Annotated in this window: 18 protein-coding genes; 12 read left to right on the forward strand and 6 right to left on the reverse strand. The window is 51.2% G+C overall.

Annotated features, from left to right (window positions below):
- The first annotated feature begins 42 nt into the window (after positions 1-42).
- The 3 genes from argC to xseA are packed head-to-tail and all read left to right on the forward strand — an operon-like array spanning position 43 to position 3,672.
- Entirely contained in the window at positions 43-1,041 is a 999-nt protein-coding gene (argC, locus tag OEY64_00850; protein ID MDH5541488.1) for an N-acetyl-gamma-glutamyl-phosphate reductase, read from the forward strand.
- Complete coding sequence (argJ, locus tag OEY64_00855) at positions 1,034-2,227, forward strand: bifunctional glutamate N-acetyltransferase/amino-acid acetyltransferase ArgJ (protein MDH5541489.1); 1,194 nt, start codon at positions 1,034-1,036, stop codon at positions 2,225-2,227. Before argC ends, argJ begins: the two co-directional genes overlap by 8 nt.
- A gap of 5 nt (positions 2,228-2,232) precedes the next feature.
- Positions 2,233-3,672 (forward strand): exodeoxyribonuclease VII large subunit, encoded by a 1,440-nt coding sequence (gene xseA / locus OEY64_00860; protein MDH5541490.1) that lies wholly within the window; start codon positions 2,233-2,235, stop codon positions 3,670-3,672.
- 115 nt (positions 3,673-3,787) lie between these two features.
- Here the strand turns inward: xseA and OEY64_00865 are convergent, their stop codons facing one another.
- The 4 genes from OEY64_00865 to OEY64_00880 form a co-directional block, all read right to left on the reverse strand.
- Positions 3,788-5,179: a Sau3AI family type II restriction endonuclease gene (locus OEY64_00865; protein ID MDH5541491.1), complete on the reverse strand. Its 1,392-nt coding sequence runs from the start codon at positions 5,177-5,179 to the stop codon at positions 3,788-3,790.
- Positions 5,172-6,452 carry a DNA (cytosine-5-)-methyltransferase gene (gene dcm, locus OEY64_00870; GenBank protein MDH5541492.1) on the reverse strand — a complete coding sequence of 427 codons (1,281 nt, stop codon included), beginning with the start codon at positions 6,450-6,452 and terminating at the stop codon, positions 5,172-5,174. Before dcm ends, OEY64_00865 begins: the two co-directional genes overlap by 8 nt.
- A gap of 25 nt (positions 6,453-6,477) precedes the next feature.
- Positions 6,478-6,942, reverse strand: coding sequence for a very short patch repair endonuclease (locus tag OEY64_00875; protein MDH5541493.1), 465 nt, complete (start codon positions 6,940-6,942; stop codon positions 6,478-6,480).
- A 125-nt stretch (positions 6,943-7,067) separates the two neighbouring features.
- Positions 7,068-7,961 (reverse strand): ROK family protein, encoded by an 894-nt coding sequence (locus tag OEY64_00880; GenBank protein ID MDH5541494.1) that lies wholly within the window; start codon positions 7,959-7,961, stop codon positions 7,068-7,070.
- A 77-nt stretch (positions 7,962-8,038) separates the two neighbouring features.
- On the opposite strand from OEY64_00880, the gene OEY64_00885 reads away from it, so the two are divergent.
- The 4 genes from OEY64_00885 (at position 8,039) to OEY64_00900 (ending at position 13,693) form a co-directional block, all read left to right on the forward strand.
- Positions 8,039-9,358 carry an FAD-dependent oxidoreductase gene (locus tag OEY64_00885; GenBank protein ID MDH5541495.1) on the forward strand — a complete coding sequence of 440 codons (1,320 nt, stop codon included), beginning with the start codon at positions 8,039-8,041 and terminating at the stop codon, positions 9,356-9,358.
- Between the two features lie 98 nt (positions 9,359-9,456).
- Positions 9,457-10,503, forward strand: a complete 1,047-nt coding sequence (locus OEY64_00890; GenBank protein MDH5541496.1) for a tetratricopeptide repeat protein — start codon at positions 9,457-9,459, stop codon at positions 10,501-10,503.
- Positions 10,500-12,293, forward strand: a complete 1,794-nt coding sequence (locus OEY64_00895; protein ID MDH5541497.1) for a B12-binding domain-containing radical SAM protein — start codon at positions 10,500-10,502, stop codon at positions 12,291-12,293. Before OEY64_00890 ends, OEY64_00895 begins: the two co-directional genes overlap by 4 nt.
- On the forward strand, positions 12,290-13,693 hold the full coding sequence (locus OEY64_00900; protein ID MDH5541498.1) for a glycosyltransferase: 1,404 nt from the start codon (positions 12,290-12,292) through the stop codon (positions 13,691-13,693). The genes OEY64_00895 and OEY64_00900 overlap by 4 nt, the downstream gene beginning before the upstream one ends.
- A 79-nt stretch (positions 13,694-13,772) precedes the next feature.
- Here OEY64_00900 and OEY64_00905 read toward each other — a convergent pair whose 3' ends face one another.
- Together OEY64_00905 and OEY64_00910 are read right to left on the reverse strand one after the other, a co-directional pair.
- Complete coding sequence (locus tag OEY64_00905) at positions 13,773-14,441, reverse strand: class I SAM-dependent methyltransferase (GenBank protein MDH5541499.1); 669 nt, start codon at positions 14,439-14,441, stop codon at positions 13,773-13,775.
- 16 nt (positions 14,442-14,457) lie between these two features.
- Positions 14,458-16,098, reverse strand: a complete 1,641-nt coding sequence (locus tag OEY64_00910) for a carbon starvation protein A (GenBank protein MDH5541500.1) — start codon at positions 16,096-16,098, stop codon at positions 14,458-14,460.
- A gap of 198 nt (positions 16,099-16,296) precedes the next feature.
- Here OEY64_00910 and OEY64_00915 point away from each other — a divergent pair, with 198 nt between their 5' ends.
- Genes OEY64_00915 through OEY64_00935 form a run of 5 tightly spaced genes read left to right on the forward strand, consistent with a single transcriptional unit; the run spans position 16,297 to position 19,151 of the window.
- Positions 16,297-16,767: an AsnC family transcriptional regulator gene (locus OEY64_00915; protein MDH5541501.1), complete on the forward strand. Its 471-nt coding sequence runs from the start codon at positions 16,297-16,299 to the stop codon at positions 16,765-16,767.
- Positions 16,764-17,243 carry an AsnC family transcriptional regulator gene (locus OEY64_00920; GenBank protein ID MDH5541502.1) on the forward strand — a complete coding sequence of 160 codons (480 nt, stop codon included), beginning with the start codon at positions 16,764-16,766 and terminating at the stop codon, positions 17,241-17,243. Before OEY64_00915 ends, OEY64_00920 begins: the two co-directional genes overlap by 4 nt.
- Positions 17,244-17,293: 50 nt before the next feature.
- A complete protein-coding gene (locus OEY64_00925; protein ID MDH5541503.1) occupies positions 17,294-18,205 on the forward strand; it encodes a PfkB family carbohydrate kinase in 912 nt (303 codons plus the stop codon).
- A gap of 32 nt (positions 18,206-18,237) precedes the next feature.
- Positions 18,238-18,564, forward strand: a complete 327-nt coding sequence (locus OEY64_00930) for a hypothetical protein (GenBank protein MDH5541504.1) — start codon at positions 18,238-18,240, stop codon at positions 18,562-18,564.
- Positions 18,561-19,151 (forward strand): RsmD family RNA methyltransferase, encoded by a 591-nt coding sequence (locus OEY64_00935; protein ID MDH5541505.1) that lies wholly within the window; start codon positions 18,561-18,563, stop codon positions 19,149-19,151. The genes OEY64_00930 and OEY64_00935 overlap by 4 nt, the downstream gene beginning before the upstream one ends.
- Positions 19,152-19,178: the final 27 nt, after the last annotated feature.

The following is a 19,178-nucleotide window of genomic DNA, read 5'->3' on the forward strand; positions in this document are numbered from 1 at the left end:
TTAATCCTTGCACCGTTTCGCGTACGAACTTAGAGTATGCAGATGAAAAAAAATATCGCCATAGCGGGGGCGTCCGGTTTTACAGGCATTGAGGCTGTAAAGATACTCTCACAGCACCCGAACGTAAACCTTGTCGCCGTTGCGGCGAATTCGAGTGTGGGTGAGACTCTGTCGAAATTTATGGAAACCGGCGCGCCGGAGATGAAGTTCTGCGAAGTCGACGCGCCGGAGGTAAACGGGGCGGATGTCATATTTTCCTGCCTCCCTCATAAAACCGGGATGTCCCAGGTAAAGGGGTGGGTAGAAAATGGGAAGACCGTTTTCGACCTCTCCGCCGATTTCCGGCTGAAGGATGCGGCTCTCTACGAAGAGTGGTACGGCGTGAAACATCTGGCAAAGGAACTCCTTAAGGGCGCGGTCTACGGACTGCCGGAACTCTACCGCGACGCCATTTCAAAGGCGAACCTCGTTGCCGTCCCCGGCTGTTACCCCACCGCTTCTATCCTCGCGCTTCTCCCCGCGCTGGAAGAGGGGCTGATCGAGCCGAATGTGATAGTCAACGCCGTTTCCGGCACAAGCGGCGCCGGGCGGGGGTTCGATACATCCAACGTGAAGGATGGAACATACGCCTACGGCTTCCCCCGGCATCGGCACACCCCGGAGATGGAAGAGGTGCTGAAGGATATTTCCGGCGAAGAGGTTAAGGTGACCTTTGTTCCCCACCTCGGGAATTTCGAGAGGGGGATCTACGCCACGGTCTACGCAAAACTGAAAGGGAAGGTCTCGCAGGAGAAGGTCTCGGAGGCTTATGTTACGCGGTACGGTTCGGAGCATTTCGTATTTACCGCCGGACAGCTTCCGATGCTAAAGGATGTGCAGAATACCAATTCCTGCGCTGTCCATCCGCTGGTAGACGAGCGGAACAACCGGCTTGTGGTGTTCGGAGCAATAGACAACCTTTTGAAGGGCGCGGCAGGGCAGGCTGTGCAATGTTTCAACATTCGGTTCGGATTCGACGAAGCGGAGGGGCTCGATGACTGAGAGTAATTCTGCGATGGTAAAAGGTTTTCGGTTCGCGTCAATGGTCGCCGGAATAAAAAAGAAGCCGCTCGATGACCTCGGGATAATCGTTAGCGACAGGCCTTGCACGGCGGCAGGCCTATTTACGAAGAATATGGTGAAAGCGGCCCCGGTACTTGTGAGCCAAAAGCACCTGAAATCGCCAAAACAGTTTGGAGTAGTGTGTAACAGCGGATGTGCCAATGCTGTAACCGGTTCAACCGGAATGAAGGATGCCGTGAATATGGCGAAGGTACTGGCCGATGGGATTGGGTGCAAAGCGTCTGAGATCCTTGTCGCCTCGACCGGCGTTATAGGTCAGTTCCTTCCGATGCCGAAGCTGGAAACCGGCATTCCAGCGCTGATAAAAGGGCTAAATGAGCACCCGGAGCCATTTTCCAGGGCGATCATGACCACCGATACGGTGCCAAAGACGGCATTTAAAACTGTAAAGCTCGGCGGCAAAGATGTAGCCATTTGGGGTACATCAAAAGGTGCGGGAATGTTACACCCGAATATGGCGACGATGCTTGCCTTCATCGTCACCGATGCCGCCATTCCGAAGCTACTCCTCAAGTCGCTACTCAAAGAGGTGGTGGATGTTACCTTTAACTGCATATCGGTCGACGGCGATACCAGTACGAATGATTCGGTTTTCCTCCTGGCGAACGGCGCGGCGGGGAACGCTCCGCTGAAAAAAGGTACCGCCGATTACAGGAATTTCGCCTCCGCCCTTCGCGAGGTCTCCCTCTCCCTTTCCGAGCAGATAATTCTCGATGCGGAAGGGGCCACCGTCCTGGCCGAGATAAAGGTGGAAAAGGGGAAAAGCCTGAAAGAGGCGGTGACGGTCGCGCGGACGATCGCCGGTTCCCTCCTTGTGAAGACGGCGCTCAACGGCCGCGACGCGAACTGGGGGAGGATCATCTGCGCGGCGGGCTACTCCGGCGCGAAGGTCGATCCGGAAAAGATGGAGCTTTACTTCGGCGAGCACTGCGCCTACCGGAAGGGCGCGCCCGTAAGTGATATGGAAGAGAAGCTCACCGCCGAGATGAAAAAGAAGCGGGTGAATCTCCGGCTTGTTCTCAATCAGGGGAAAGCGTCCGCGTCTTATCTATTCTCCGACATCAGCCGGGAGTACGTCTCAATCAACGCCGACTACAGGAGCTGACCGGTTTGGTATCCACAGCCGACACTGCGGATATGGAGGGGCGGGAGACGCCGTTTACAGTCTCGGAAGTTGCCGACCTTATCAAATCTACTCTTGAGCGCGCGTTCCCTTCCGTCTGGATTGAGGGGGAGCTGAGCAAGGTTGCTCGCCCTGCGTCGGGGCATCTCTATCTCACGCTGAAGGACGACAAGGCGGTGCTCGACGCCGTGGTATGGAAACCTATGGCGATGAAGCTGGCGTTCGAGCCGGAAGAGGGGAGCAAGGTACTCGTGCGCGGGCGCGTTACCACCTACGCCCCTTACGGCAGGTACCAGATGGTGCTCGACAGGATAGAGCCTGCCGGTATCGGCGCGCTTCAGGTGAAGTTCGAGCAGTTGAAGAAGAAGCTCGATGCGAAAGGATATTTCGCCGAAGAGCGGAAGAGAGCGATACCCCCCTTCCCGAAAGCGATAGGGGTGGTCACTTCCGGCACCGGGGCGGCGTTTCACGACATCGTGCAGAACATACATCACCGCGATCCCGGCGTGCGGATCATCCTGGCGCCGGTGATGGTGGAAGGGGCGCAGTCGAAAGACGCGATAGCGGAAGCAATCGACGATTTCAATAAATTCGGCGAGGTCGACATTCTTATTGTCGGGCGCGGGGGCGGTTCGCCGGAATCGCTCTGGGGGTTCAATGAGGAGATCGTCGCCGACGCCATTTCCAGATCGAAGATACCTGTCATCAGCGCGGTCGGTCACGAGATAGATTTCACTATCGCCGATTTTGTTGCCGACCTTCGCGCGCCGACGCCGTCCAGCGCCGCCGTTCTCGCTGTGAAGGAGAGGAAGGATGTTGCCTATACGGTCAACTCGCTTTTGGGGAGGATGGTCTCCGCCGTTGATGGGATGGTGCGGAGTTACCGCGAACAGTTGAGCGGGCTTTTGAGCAGGACGGTCTTTACCGATCCGGCGCGGTTCCTTGAGCCGGACAGGCAGAGGGTAGACGAGCTGACGCTGAGGATGAGTAACGGCGTTCGGCGGAATTTTCTCGATACGCGCAGAAGGGTGGATGCGCTTTACCGCCAGTTGCAGAGTTTAAGGCCCGACAGGATATTGCAGATTAAAAAGGCGGCGGTGTCAGGTCTGGAGAACAGGCTCGCTAGCGTTATGAAGTCGCGCGTTGCGGAAAAGCATGAAAAGCTGACGGCAATCGCGGCGCGGCTCCCGGGGAGCGTCATGTCGCAGTTGGGGAGGAAGCAGAAGGGTTTCGCCATGGTGTCTGGGAAGATAGACGCGCTATCTCCGTTCAAGGTGTTGAAGCGCGGCTACTCCATTGCCCGCATGGAAGACGGCGCGGTGATAAAGAAAAAAGCCCAGGTTAAACGAGGTGATAAAATTTCCATCCTCCTCGACAAGGACGAAACCACATTGAACGAAGACTCCATCAACTGCGAAGTGGTGTAGCTGTTGATCTGGATTCGGATTAGACGGAGCCAAAAGAAGGGGCAGACTAGATTTAAGTTATATCTTGCAGTTTAATAGTTCTGTGAATTATGGTCAGAGCGTCTCGTATGTACCATTACTCTTGACTCTCAGTAAAGTTAGTATCTTCAATTACTTGCTTGATGTAACTTGCATTCAACCAAAAGCATTTCTTTGGTAGCTCCTCTCCATAATGGGTTTCGTATGTATCTCGTTTGTTTCTCCCATGTGGACGAACATGGCAAATACGATTATCTTTTGTTTTCGGAAGATTTTCCGCTTCCCTGTTCTTGATTCTTTTTATTGTCATTTGCCATACCTTTTTACATTCCTCAATATCTTTGTATGGCATATTCCAGAGGAATGCTTTTCGTAGTCTTAGCTTATCGTTGCCATCAAATTGAAAAACTACAAAGAAAAATCTTTTTTCCAATCGTTGTCTTAAATCTGCAGTCGTCCATTTTTCTTTAACTATCTTTTTGTATTTGAATGTTGGAAATGAAATTGCTTCTTTTGGCATTCCTTTTTTGTTTAATCGAATTGTTTTTAAAATAATATCTGCTTTTTCGAATTCTTCTATTTTTTTGCCTCTTACACCCAGTATCATTTTCGAAATATTCGCAAAATAATCTTTAGCCTTTGGATTTGGTGGGTCTTTGTATTGTGCGGCTATTTCTTCAACTGTTTTGCCAATATATGGTTTATATTTTGACATTACTAGGTTTTCAAAAGATTTCACTTTCTGTAATTCTTCAATTCCAGTAATTATTTTTTCAGTGTCAGAAATATCGTCTTCAATTCTTTGTTTCTGTTTTCGTTCAAATTCTTTTACGATGAATTTAAGGTATTTTGGTTTTAGGGAAAAAGCTCTTCTAGGCGCTTTTTTGTTTGAGAACGGTTGCTTGCAAAAAGAACTCTCCCGTGTGGCTCCTTTTATGCAAGCACCCAAATAATTAGTATCCCCTTCAGATATTTCATGAGCGAGTCCCTCTCTGATTTTTTTTGTGATAATATTCCAATCTCTTTTGATTATTTCAGTATCTTCTTTAGGGAATTTCCAAATATCAACTAGCTTGAAAATGTATTTTTTATACGAGACATTTTTTTTGTATTCATAAAAAACTAATAATAACGATTTATTTTTTGTCCAAAATGAACTGTTGTAAAAAGTCAAGGTGTGTTCTTTGTTGAAGTTTATTATATTCATGACAAGCCTCTCCTTTGGGCTTAGCCCATGCCGGGTCATTTTTAAAGGAGTGGTTTTTAATTCTAGTCCAGCTTCAGGGAAATCAGGCTTTGACTCATTGTTGGTTTTGTAGCGAAAATATTGCTCCTCAAGGAGTAAGCCGATATTCCCTTTGCCTCTAGAGTTAAGTTCTCCCTTATTTATTAAAAGAATGGTCTCAACTGATTTGCCGACGATTTTTTTAGCGTATTTTAGTATTGATGCTTCTTTTGTCTTGTCGTAGGGAAGTTGAATATCATGCAATTTTAGTAATCTCTTTTGCTAAAACTACCCCTAATCGCTCAACAATTCCAACAACGAGCGCATTCCCCATTAAAAAGGCTCTTTTAATATCTGATATGCCATTTAGCTTAGTGTGATTGTCAGGAAATTGGTTCAGTCTTTCTAGTTCAATGGGTAGTAAACGGCGATATTTTTTAATTCCATCTGCCTGAATTATATGCTTGAACCTTGATGGAGAGCTACCCCCCTCTCCAGTGACGATAGTGCGAGAAGCTTTATCTAATGGGTCTGGGAATGTCATTGCGCCCTCTGCATATTCGTATTCATGTCCGGTTAATTTGCTTTTTCTTTTTACTCGCTTTGCGCCCTTTAGAAATGTCCATTCCTCTAAATTACCATTTACATAGAATTCTTTTGGTATCATTGAGCTAGGTTCTAAGCAATTTTTTAAGAAGGTGAATTTCCCGGAATATTTTGGAGTTGTTTTGCATGAATATGACCAATCATTAATCATGAATCCCGCATTCTCAAAAGGTGATGTTAGGATTTTCGAATAATTATAATAACTTGAAGTTTTAACTGGATCATTACCTATCATCGACTCAATTATAGTAAACTTACCTTTTTTAATTGGAAACGCCTTTGCCATTATGCCTTTTTCTCCTATTACGTCTAAAGGAATACATGACTTTAACTGTTTATATATCGGTGTCGATTTGTGATAGCCTAAAATGAAAACCCGTTTTCTCCTTTGGGGCATTCCATATTCTGCTGCATTTATAATTCTCCATTCTATTGCATAGCCTAAAGCGTTGAGAGATGCCAGCATAATTGCAAAGTCACGACCACGGTGTGAAGCTGGAGACTTTAATAACCTATCAACATTCTCTAATAAAAGGTATTTTGGTTTGGCTTTTGACTGAGTTATTATTCTGTGAATTTCCCACCACAGCACCCCCTTTTTTCCAATTAAACCTGCGGCCTGATTTAAAGTTCTTGCGACAGAGTAGTCCTGGCAAGGGAAACCTCCAACTAGCATGTCATATTTAGGTATGTCATTTATTTTCACCTGAGAAATGTCTTTCCTAGAATGATTTGAGTTAGGCCATCGAGCTTCGTAAATATCTGAAGCATGTTGAGCTTTTGAGGTTGGCTCATATTGATTGCTCCAGACAATTTCATATTTTATGTTTTTAAGTGCCTTATTTGCTTTTTCAAAGCCTACTCTAAAACCACCTACGCCAGCAAAGAGCTCAATAATATTAATTTTTTTCTTCCTTTTATTCGTCATCATATTACATGCAATATACGACAATTTGCTAGGTCTTGCTTGATTTCATAGCATTTGAAACAGCATCCAATATTATATTTGGACTAGTTAGAACCTGACATTCCCAAATTATGATTACCTGCCACCCGCCTGTTTCTAATTCTAGTTGTTTTTTCTTGTCTCTCACAACATTTTTACTAAGTTTTTGTTGCCAGAAAACCTTATGTGATTTTGGTAATTTGGGTTTACATTTTGGGCAACTATGCCAAAAGCAGCCGTGTATGAAAATAGCGATTTTCTTGCTTGGAAAACATATATCTGGTCTACCAGGTGCTTTTTCCCAGTGTAACCGGTATCCTCGAATACCTTGTCCCCAAAGTAACTTTCGAACTAGAAGTTCCGGCTTTGTATTTTTAGCAGTAATACGGCTCATTAAGTAAGATATTTCCGGTTTTTTTGGAATAGGGGCTCGACCATCACGGCAATACGTTTTTGGAGTATTTTTATCTATCATTGCCTATAAATCGTATTAATTAAAAAAGTTCAAGACTAAATGTAAATTTTCAATTTATTTCCTATTACTTTATATTTTATCAGGATATTTCCATTTCTATTTCTTTTTGCAAAGAAATTCTCATATCATGAAACCAGTCCGGCGGCGCCGAGGAGGCCGGAGTCACCCTTCAGCCGTGAGACTTCGAGACGCAATCCCTTCCCCATCGTACCGAATGACGATTCCCACGCCTTTGTAAACGCTGGCTCGAAATAGTTCGCAGGGGCGCCCGCAAGCGAGCCTGTAAAGAAGATCGCTTCCGGGTTGAAGATATTTATCAGCGTCACAAGTCCGTCGCCGAGCCTCTCCCCCGCGTATTCCAGAAGAGCGGCGGCATCTTCGTTCCCCATTATCGCCTCTTCGCATATCTTCTTCGCGTTCATATTCCTTCCGGTGAACTCCTTTGCCATCCTGGCGATGGCGCTCCCGGAGGCGTATGCCTCGAGGCACCCCATGTTCCCGCATCCGCATAGCGGCCCCTCCGGGTTTATCACGATATGACCCGCCTCTCCGCCTGCGTTGCTGTGCCCACGCAGAAGTTTTCCGCCGGTATATATCCCCGATCCTATCCCGGTGCCGAGTGTGATGACTATGAAGTCGTCCATACCCTTCGCGTCGCCGAAGACCTTCTCGCCGATAGCGGCGGCGTTCGCGTCGTTCTCCAGAACGACATTCAATCCGACCGCTTTTTCGATCTTCGAAGCAAGGGGGAACTCCTCCTTGAACGGGAGGTTCGGGGAGAAGATTATCGATTTCCCGGCGATGTCTATCTGCCCGGCGACTGCGAGGCCGATGCCAGCGGGGGTTCCGGCTGTTTTTACCAGAAGCTCTTTTACGGTGTCGGCTATGGCGTGAACGATGTCATCCTTCGTTTTAGGTGTTGGGATCGATCTGCGCGCGTTTATCCGCTCCGGTGAGTAAAGATCGATAAATGAGATCGTCGTTCCGCCGAGGTCTATGCCGATGCTCCGTTTATCCATACCGCTATTAGAAGAGAAAATATCGGCTATACCAAGTAATTATTTGTTGGCCCCCTGCCGATGTTAAAGTATTGAAAATGAAACTTGATGTAGCGATTATCGGAGCAGGCCCGGCGGGGCTTGGCGCGGGGTACGCCCTGGCACGGATGAGCGGCGTTGAATGGGCGATCTTCGAGGCGACCGACCGCGTCGGCGGCCTCTCATCCAGCCGTATTGACGATAAAGGTTTCACGTGGGATCTCGGCGGGCATGTAATTTTTTCCAACAACCCCCTTTTCAATTCGATAGTAAACGACGCTATCGGACGCGACGGCGTGACGCACACCCGCTCTTCCTTCGTGAAGATGGAGGATAGCTTCGTGCCGTTCCCTTTGCAGAACAATATCCACCGCCTCCCGAAAGAGATGATGGAGGAGTGCTTTGCCGGGATGCAGTCGGCATCAGGAAGGAACGGAACACCGGCGAACTTCCATGAATGGATAGCTCACCGCCTCGGCGACGGGTTGGCAAGGCATTTCATGTGGCCTTATAACCGGAAGGTGTGGGACTATCCGCTAAACGAAATGGGGTACGGATGGATCGACGACCGCGTATCGCTGCCGGATCTCGCGAAGGTGAAGCGCGCCATCGAAACCGGCGAGGACGACGAATCGTGGGGGGGGAACGCGACGTTCAGGTTCCCTCTGCATGGTGGCACAGGCGGGCTGTTCGAGAGGATAGCGGAGCCGTTCGCGGGGAGGATAAATTTCGGACAGTCGGCGGTGAAGATAGACACGACGAAAAAAGAGATAACCTTTGACCGGGGGGAGTCCGTTTCCTACCGGAAGCTGATAACTACGATCCCTCTCGACGGATTGATAAAGGATGTTATCGCCGAAGCGCCGGGGGATGTGACCGCCGCCGCCGGGGATCTGAAATCGAACGGCGGGTGGATGGTCGGCATCGGCATAGGGAGAAAGATCGATACGAGCCGGTGCTGGGTATACTTCCCGCAGGAGGATGTCCCTTTCTACCGCGTGACATATTTCTCGAACTACTCGCCGAAAAACGTCCCTGATTCGGAAAGTCAGACCTCTTTCCTATGCGAGATAACCGAAGGGGCGGAGCGTGAGATGGAGGGATCGGAAGCGGTAGAGGATACGCTTGACGGATTGATAAAAACCGGCCTGCTGGAAGAGGCCGACAGGGGGCGTGTAGCCTCGGTATGGCGGGAGAGGCTTCCATACTCATACCCGATACCGACACTAGGGCGCGATCGCGCGCTTGAGAAAATACAGTCCTGGCTCAGATCCGTTGGGATACATTCCATAGGGCGTTTCGGGGGGTGGCGCTACGAGGTGGGGAACATGGATCACTCTTTCCTTGCCGGTATTGAGGCCGCTGAGGAAAAGAGATAAGCCCCAGGCCGGGATTTTAGAAACCTGATAAACTGCCGATATATATTGGGTAAGCAGTACGGGGCTTTTAAAACGGTGGTATTGGAGATTTGGAAAAAATGGGTGTCGGATCCGGCATATCTTTTTGCGTAATAACCGGCGGGTTCAGGCCCGACCGGATGGAAAACCTGATTCGGAGCATCATCCGCATGGAGGTTCCGAACTACGAGATACTCGTGTGCGGATGGCATCCCGGCGGTGAGACGGACGGGCGGATCGATTACGTCGAGAAGCGCGACTGGGCCGGGAGAGCGGAGGTCTGCCGCATGCGAAACTTCAATGCCGCGCGGGCAAAATTCGATACCATTATTATTCTCGACGATGACGTGGAATTCACGCCAACATGGTGGCGAGAGGTGCGGGTACTGGGCGATTTCGACCTCGCCGGATGCCGGGGAGTTGACGGCAACGGCAACAGATGGTGGGATTGGCAGAGAGTCGAGAGGGGTAATCCTCTCTCGGCTCCTGCCCTACTCGAGTACGGGGAGACCCACCCCGACGCCTACATAAGCGGATACTTCATGATGATGAGGAAAAGCGTCTGGGAGGCGGTGAAGTTCGATGAATCGCGCCGCAATTACCAGCATGACGATATAGATTTCTGCCACCGGGTCACCGACAAGGGGTATTCCCTGAAGGTGTTTCCGCAGGCTACGGTTATTCATCACGTCGACCTCCGCGGGCGGGATGAAAGTGAAAACGCCAGGAGGGAATTCATTGCAAAGAACGCCGAGTTGAAATCTGTAGGTGATGAAGCCCGGTTCTACCTCTCTATGAAGGAATACCTGAAGGCGATACCTCTTTACAAGAAGGTGGCGAAGAATGATCCATCTTTCAGGACTTATTACAATCTCGGCTACTGCTATCAGCAGCTGGGCGCACTAGGGAACGCGGCGCGCTACTATCTCCAGGCGATAGAGGTGAGCGGCAGCGAGGATACTCCCAGGCTCGCCTCGGCGTATCTACACCTCGGAGAGATATTCATCAAGAAGGGGCATTACGAATACGCCGAAGGGTCGCTTAAAAAGGCTCTCGCGTTCCTCCCTGAAAACAGGAGAGCCGAAGAGCTTCTCGATTCGCTCACAGGCGCTATACTGGCAAGATGAAGATCGTTCTTTCCAATTCCGTCGGTATCGGTTCCGATGGCGAAAGGTATGTGCACTTCCCTTCGAGATGGTCGGCGGTCGAATCGCCATCATGGTACGACCACAGAAAGGGGAGGATGACCTTCTACCCCTTCATGCTCGCGTACGGTTCGGCCCTTTTGAAACGGGAGACGGAGTTCGACGTGAAATTCCTCGACCCGAACCTCAACGACTGGAACCATTCGGAATCGCTGAAAAATATCGTTAATGAAAAACCTGACTGGCTCGTTATGGAGAGTTCCACGCTCTCGTTCGACATGGATATGAAGCTCGCGCTTGCCGCCAGGGAAGAGTGCGGATGCAAATTGATCTTTGCGGGCCAGCACCCCTCCGCCTTTCCGGAAGAGGCGTTGAAAGCAGGAGCCGATGTCGTCTGCATAGGCGAATACGAATTCACTCTACTTGAGTTTTTCAAATCAGCTCATCCTGAAAAGGTCGCGGGTATCTATCCGAACGGGCGAAGGGAGCTGGCCGATCCGAATCTTCTCCCTTGGCCGGAAGACGACGACGTCCGCCGGATAGACTACATCGAGCCGGTTGTCAGCAGGTATCGTGAGGTCGAGATGTTTTCAAGCCGTGGTTGCCCGCTGGCGTGCAACTTCTGCGTGGCGTCCAACGTCTATTACGGCGGAGCCGGGAGCTGGAGGCCGAGAAACGTCGACGACGTTACCAATGAGATTGCGGCAATGAAATCGAAGTACCCGGAGATGGAAGGTGTCTTCTTCGACGATGAAATACATAACGGCAGGAAGGAATTCACGATGGAGCTTTGCCGCTCTATCGTTGACAAGGGGCTGGATACGCTGAAGTACAACGCCATGTGCGGATACTGGAACATGGACAGCGAGATGCTCTCCGCGATGAAGAGGGCCGGGTATTACCGCCTTCGCGTAGGTATTGAGACAGCCGACAGCGGAGTGGCGAAGCGGATAGGGAAGAGCCATTCGATGAAGAGGCTCTACCGGGCGCTTGAGTGCGCCGCCAGCGAAGGGATAGAGGTCTACGGCACGTTCACCTACGGCGCGACAGGATCGTCTGCGGAAAGCGACAGGGGGACGACTGAATTGGTAAAGGATCTTCTGCGAAAAGGCCTTTTGTGCGATATTCAGATATCGATCTGCACACCGCAACCCGGCACGCCATTCTTCAAGGAGGCAAGGGAATCAGGGAGACTCGCCGGAGATGACTGGAAAAAATTCGACGGCGGGCGGAATGTGATCGCGGGATACCCCCACTACTCTTCAAAGGAAATTGAACAGGTGGTCAGCGAAGCGAGGCGCGCGTCGTCGCTTTTCGGAGGCGCGACACGGTTTGCCGGGGTTGATTTTTCGGATGTAGGGGAGTTCCTCTCTGCCTGCGAAGGAAATATCCTGATTATCGGTTCCGGCCCCGCATGGCAGAGCGAAAAGATATTGGACGAGATCAAAACCGCCGGGTGCATCTCCCGAACGCATATGCTCGCGAGGAAAGACCTGAAAGGGGAGTTTGCAGAAAGGGTGAACATAACCACTTTCGGGGACGGCCCGTTGACCATCGAGAGCCTTGGCGATGAAACCTTGCGGAGCATTAAAGAGAAAAACATCTCTTCGGTTATCGTTCAGGTAAACCATAACAGGGCCGACATCTCCGATTACGAGGAGATATTCCGGCTTGCAGAAACAGTCTGTCCGAGCATGGCGGCGGTGAACGTCAGCGGTAATGTTCTTCCAGTTCCTTTGCCGAAGGCGGGAGAGGCAGCCGGATCGAAATGAGATCGGTCTGTTTCCGCACCTACCGCCCGAAATATTCCGGCTATGGGTACGGCACCCTCGAGTTCGCGAGCGCGCTGAAGAAATATGGATACGAGTTTGACCTGGAATACGCCCTTGAAGAATCGAAACCGACAAAAAGGGATATCGTGATCCACTCCGGTTTTCCCCACTTTTTCCGCATTGAAAAGGGGAAGATAAACATCGCGCGTGTGATGCTCGAATCCGATTCTCTTCCGCGCCTATGGGCCGAAATCCTGAACGGAATGGACGAAGTCTGGGTAGCGGCGACCTTCAACGCGAAGACGTTCGCCAAGGGGGGGGTCGACAAGAAGAAGATCTTCGTAATTCCCGATATGGCAGTATTACCGGATCAGGGAGAGAAACGCGCAGTCAATAAAAAGGTGGATGTAAAATCCGGGCCGTTCAGGTTCCTCTCGGTGTTCCTCGATCTCTCTTTGAGAAAGGGTTGGGACGTAATGCTGGAAGAGTTCGTTTTCACCTTTGGCGGAAGTCCCGATGTGGAGTGGGTTGTACAGTGCGCTTCCGATTCCGCTCTCGAACTGAAGGAGCGCCTCAAAGCGCTGGCGGAATCGGGCTTCCCGGTCGGCAACATAACCGTCCTCGGCAAACGACCTTCGCGCGAAGAGATGGTCTCGCTTTACGCGTCTGCCGACTGTTATGTCCTCCCGTCAAGGGGTGAAGGTTTCGGAAGACCGTATCTTGAGGCGGCGTCGATGGGTCTCCCCGTAATAGCTACCGGCTGGGGGGGGCAGCTTGATTTTCTGAATAAACGGAACAGCCGTCTGCTGAAGTACAAGCTGGTGAAGGTTCCCGCGCCTGACGCGCTAGACTGCTATTTCCTCGCCGGACAAAAATGGGCGGAGCCTTCGGGGAACGACCTCTCGTTTGCGCTAAAGGAATCGCTGGATCGATCCCGTTTCGAGCCTGTCGATTGTTCAAAGTTTTCTGAAGAGTCGGTGATGAAACTGGTGAACAGGCGGCTGGAAAAAGTAAAGAAGTATTCCCGCCCGGGGAAGGTGTTGAAACCGGAGATAATCGTTTACGACAAAGAGTGGAACGAAAAGTTCCCTTCGCCAAAGCAGTTCGCAGGGATGTTGAGGAAAACCGGAAAAAGATTCGCGATTGCGGGAACGGGGTGGAACGCGGGGTGGCTGGCGGAATTCCTGGAAAAGGAGAAGTTAAAGGTAGAGTTTTTCATCGACCGCAAGGCCGGGCGCTTCGCAGGAAAAAAGGTGATGGATGTAAGGAAGATTTCCGGCAAGGAAGCTGTCGACGCGATCCTCATCTCCACATATCCGGGTTCGTTTGCCGAGTGGGTCGAGATGCTAAGCGAGAAACAGAGAGCCATCCCGGTGATCTTCTACCGTCAGGCAGATTAAACCTCTTAATTATTGCTGATGCTTTTAATGATTACCTTGTTGTCCAACTCCCGTTGATAACGAGGGGACTATCGGGGAATTATCCTAGCTTTCTGATCAAAGCTATGCCGTAGTCGGCTGGCGAGGTGTGAATTTCGAGCAGTTCATAGCCAGGATCGTTCTTCAATCTTCCATCTATCAATTTCCTCGGCCCGTCCCATCCGCAATGTTCCGGGTAGATATCATGCAGGATGATATACCCCCCGTTCTTTACAAACGGTGATAGCGCATTAAAATCATTCGCGCACCCCTCTTCCGTGTGATCGCCGTCGATGAAGAGAATGTCCAGGCCGTCAAGCGATGCGGCAACTTCTTTCCCATTCACGCAGGAATCCCCTTTGTGAAATTTTACGCGGTGGGAAAGCCCCGCTTTCCTGATGTAACTCTCCGCAAGCCCTTTTGGATCTTCCACCGGCTCGGAGAAGTGGGGGAGCCACGGTTTGATAGTGTTGAATCTGTCGACGCCATGCAGAATTCCGTCACCACCCGCCTGTTCCAGTCCAGCGGCAATCCAGAGGGATGATATCCCGATGTAGCATCCTATCTCAAGGACGGTCGACGGGGCGATGTTCGCGATGAAGGTGCGGAGGAGGTCCCCCTGTGCCGGTGAAAGAGGCGCCGGATAGGATGCTTTTTCGCGGTACATCCCTGCCAGCGCGACAGCCCACGGTTCGGACGAGTTCTTCAGATGACCCGGTATGACATACATTATTCAGAGTTCTTTATCAGCTTTCGGTTTCCCGGACAGGCTCGCCGATGAGAACGTTTTTCCTGAAAACTTTCAGGCTGTTATATCCGAGCGACGCGAGCGAAATGGCGAGCCCGAAAAGGAGGGCCGAGATAACGGCGATAAGCCAGTTTCCGGAGCCGATGTTTTGAATGAAAAGCGCCGCGAGTGCCGAGAGGGAGACGCCGAACATGAACACCATCGGGATTTTTACGAAGAGCGATTCCCTTCCGCTTTTTTCGAGCCATATCGCCCCGGCCAAAAGCGCCAGCGCGCCGAGAAGCTGGTTTGCGGAACCGAACACAGGCCAGATGGCCTTTGCCCCGCCGCTAACAGCCAACAGCAGACCGAATCCTATCGCGAGCGATGTCCCCGTTACAGGATTCTTGACGAGCCTGTTCTTCCCAAGCTCTTCGACAGACGAGGAGAAATATTCCTGAAAGGCGAAGCGTGCGAGGCGGACGCAGGAGTCAAGCGTTGTAAGAGCGAAGGACGATATCGCCATGGCGGCAAAGGTTATCCCCCACTCAATAGGGACTCCTATTGCCGAGGCGAATGTTCCAACACCTTGTGAGAATATCGCGATAGGTCCACCTTTTATCTCCCCTTGCATGGCGGGGGAGAGATAGGCGACCGTTATAAGCGCGACAACCGCGAGAACCCCTTCGATGAGCATCGCTCCGTAGCCGACAGCCTTGGCATCGGTTTCCTTGTCGACCTGTTTGGAGGTGGTGCCAGAAGCCGCGAGTGAATGGAATCCAGATATCGCTCCGCATGCCACCGTGACGAACAGGATGGGGAATAGATAGTTGCCGTTTACAGCGAACGACGTCACCGCCGGCATCGACATCGCCGGATTGTATGTGAAAATCCCGGCGACCGCCATCAGCATCACTCCGTACAGGAGAAATGAATTGAGGTAATCGCGCGGCTGCAACAGCCAGGAAACAGGTGAGATGGCGGCGAAAAAGATATAGATGCATACAAGCGCCAGCCACATCTCTCTCCCGAGTTCAAGGGGGAAGAGGACCCCCGCCCATACAGAGAGCGCCATCAGAATTACCCCGGCAATGCTTGCCTGTACAAGCGGGGCGTTAAACCTGTTTCGTGCAAAGCCGAATCCGATCGCCAGTAGTATGAAGAGGATCGACGCTGTCCCTACCGCTGGCTTTGCGACGAAGGTCTTTACTACTACGTCCATGAATACCGCTATCACGAGAACGAGCGCGGGAAACGAAAAGAGGATGAAAAGTTTTTTCCCGGTTTTGCCGACGTACAGTTCAATGATGGAACCGATGGAGCGCCCTTCATGGCGCATCGAGGCGGTAAGCGAGAGGAAATCGTGCATCGCCCCTATGAATACCGACCCGATGATTATCCATATGAGGGCGGGGAGCCATCCGAAATAGATGGCAAGTATCGGGCCGACGATAGGGCCGGCGCCTGCGATGGTGGCGAAGTGGTGTCCCAGCACAACAGGCATCGGAGCGGGGGAGTAGTCCACGCCATCGTTCAGCTTATGGGCCGGGGTGATGTTCCTGTCGTCAAGGTTCAGGACGCGCGCGACAAAAGTCCCGTATGTCCTGTATCCGATAATAAAGAGGAGTATCACCCCTCCGAGTATCACGCTAGCGTTCATTTATCTGCTCTCCATGCGGCTAAAATCCCTGCCTCTCAAAGTATGCACTTTTTGATGACTTGTCATAAACAGCGATTTTAGCACCCTTGCGCGTGAAATTCCCGCTTCGAGTAGTGGAAGCCTGTTTGTCCGGTAATTGTGCGTGAAAGGCGCTGATATGGTAAACTTTTTTCTCGTTTTATATTGATGTGAGGAAGAATGGACCAAAAAGATAAAGAAATATTAAATTTCATCCAGACAGGATTTCCTGTCGACGAACACCCCTACGCGGTGATCGGCAAGCAGGTCGGGGTTTCCGAAAAGGAGGCCTACGAGAGGGTGACAAAGCTGAAAGAGGATCATGTCATCAGGAGAATAGGGGCGACGTTTGATTCCCGCAAGCTCCACTTCACCAGCACGCTCTGCGCGGCGAAGGTTCCCCCTGAGCGCATTGAGGAGATAGCGGCAATAGTAAGCGAATACCCGGAAGTGACGCACAACTACGAGCGGAACCACCCATACAACATATGGTTCACGCTCATCGCCGAATCGGTTGAAAGAATAGAACAGATATTGAGCGAGATAAAGAAGAAGGCGGCAATCCCGGAGATTCGCAACATGCCCGCAAAGCATATGTTCAAGATCAAGGTAGATTTCAAATTCAAGGACGGGAGGGAAGAGGTAGAATGAATCCCGAAATAAAAAAGATAGACCAGGACATCATGCGTTGTTTGCAGGACAACATCCCCGATTCCATACGCCCGTATAAGGATATTGCCGACACGGTGGGGCTTTCCGAAAAAGAGGTTATCGAGAAGATACGCTTTTACAAGGAGAAGGGGTGGATACGGAGATACGGAGCGACGCTCAGGCACCACAACGCCGGATTCAAGGCGAACGGCATGGGGGTTTGGAGCGTGCCGGAAGAGAGCGAGCGAGAAGAGCTGGGAGCCGAGATGGCGGGATTTCGCGAGGTCTCGCACTGCTACGAAAGGCCTTCCTACGAGGATTGGCCTTATCACCTATTCACAATGATGCACGGAGAGACGAAGGAAGAGGTTATGGAAATCGCAAAGCGCATTTCCGAGAAGACCGGCGTAAAGGAATATAATGTCCTTTTCAGCTCGCGCGAGTTCAAGAAGTCGAGCATGAGGTATTTTGGATAATGGCATGGCGGGGGTTCCCGTTTTGATTTTCAGTTTTTGGAGGTTTTGAAATGAGTTTAATGGTTATCGGCACGGTCGCTTTTGATTCCGTGAAAACACCTTTCGGCGAAGCCGATAATGTGCTTGGCGGTTCCGCCACATACTTCTCGGTTTCGGCAAGTTATTTCACCTCAGTGCGCCTAAAGGCGGTCATTGGTGAAGATTTCCCGGACGAGCATATGAAGGTTTTTGCGAAACACAAGATAAATACTGACGGCCTCCAGAGGCTTCCGGGGAAAACGTTCAGCTGGAAAGGTTCATACGGTTTCGACCTGAACACCGCTACCACGCTTGAGACGAATCTGAACGTCCTTTTGGATTTCAATCCGAAGCTGAGCGACGAGGACAGAAAAGCGGGATTCGTTTTCCTGGCAAACATAGACCCTTCATTGCAGATTGAGGTCATCAAGCAGCTTGACAGCCCGAAGCTTGTTGCGCTCGACAGCATGAATTTCTGGATAGAGAACAAGAAGGAAGAGCTTCTGAAGGTTATCGGGATGGTCGATATGGTAGTCGTAAACGAGTCTGAAGCGCGCGAGTTGACCGGTACGCCGAGCCTCGTAAAGGCCGCAAGGCAGATACAGAAGATGGGGCCGAAAACGGTCATCGTAAAGCAGGGGGAGTACGGCGCGATATCACTTTTCGGCGACGAGATATTCTCCGCTCCAGCCTACCCGCTGGAAGATGTGCACGACCCGACAGGCGCGGGGGATACCTTCGCCGGGGGTGTGATGGGTTATCTCGCCAGCAGGGGGGTTCTTACGTCGGACAGTCTGCGGCAGTCGATGATAGTCGGAAGCGCGATGGCGTCGTACAATGTCGAATCGTTCAGTCTTAACCGTCTGACAAGTCTGCAGTTCAACGACATTGTCGCCCGCTATAACGAGATTAAAAGGCTTACATCCTTCGACGATCTTAAATAGGAAGGTCTGAGGGGCGCGAGGGGCCCTGCATTATGGAGCCGAGGGAGAAGAGAGCCAGAATATTTCTGTTGAATGCCCTTATCCTTCCGGGTGCGGGGCATATATACGCGGGGAAAAAATTCTCCGGCGGAGCGCTCGCCTTTTCATTTGTCATGGCAATGTTCTTTTTTTTTCGCGCGCTGATCCTTGTTGCCGCAGATTTCTTTCGGTCGCCTGACGACGTTTATAATTTCATGGGATTCATCTTTCGCCTTTCGGGTGACGGTGGTTTCATGCTCCCGCTCGGAGTTTCCGTTCTTATCTGGCTCTCATCCATGATCGACTCGGCCAGGATATCGGGAGGGCCGAGGGGCGCATGAGAATAGTAGCGGGATACGCGCGAGGATTGCGCATGGGGGGACCCGGCAAGGAGATAGGGGCAAGGCCCACCTCCGACAAGGTGCGGGAGGCGCTCTTCAACATGGTGAACGCAAGGGGGAAATCGGTCCTCGACCTTTTTGCCGGAAGCGGCGCGGTGGGGGGAGAGGCTTTGAGCAGGGGGGCGACAAGAGCGGTGTTCGTGGAGAAGCACAAGGCCGCCGTGAAGCTTATTCAGAAAAATATCGAACGGATCATCGGGATGATAAAGTCTTCCTCCGCCGGTCTCAGGGTTCCATCGGTGGAATTCGTTTCCGGCGATGCGGTGAAGTACATGGAAGTAGATTGCGGGGAGAGCTTTGATTTCATCTTTTGCGATCCCCCATACAATTTCGAGGATTCGCCTCTTCTTGCGGCGAAAATAATGGAAGGACGCACTCTGAAACGCGACGGGCTTCTCGTTTTCGAAACTTCGAAGTTAAGGGTTGAGGAGATGCCGGAGCCTGATAGAATCAAGCGGTATGGCGATACCGTACTCCTTTTTTACCGGCATTCAGGCGAAACCGCGGATGACGAGGGTGCAGGATGAGTAACGAGACGATCCTTGTAGCCGTTC

This window comes from Nitrospinota bacterium (genome assembly GCA_029881495.1).
Lineage (GTDB): Bacteria > Nitrospinota_A > UBA7883 > JACRGQ01 > JACRGQ01 > JAOUMJ01.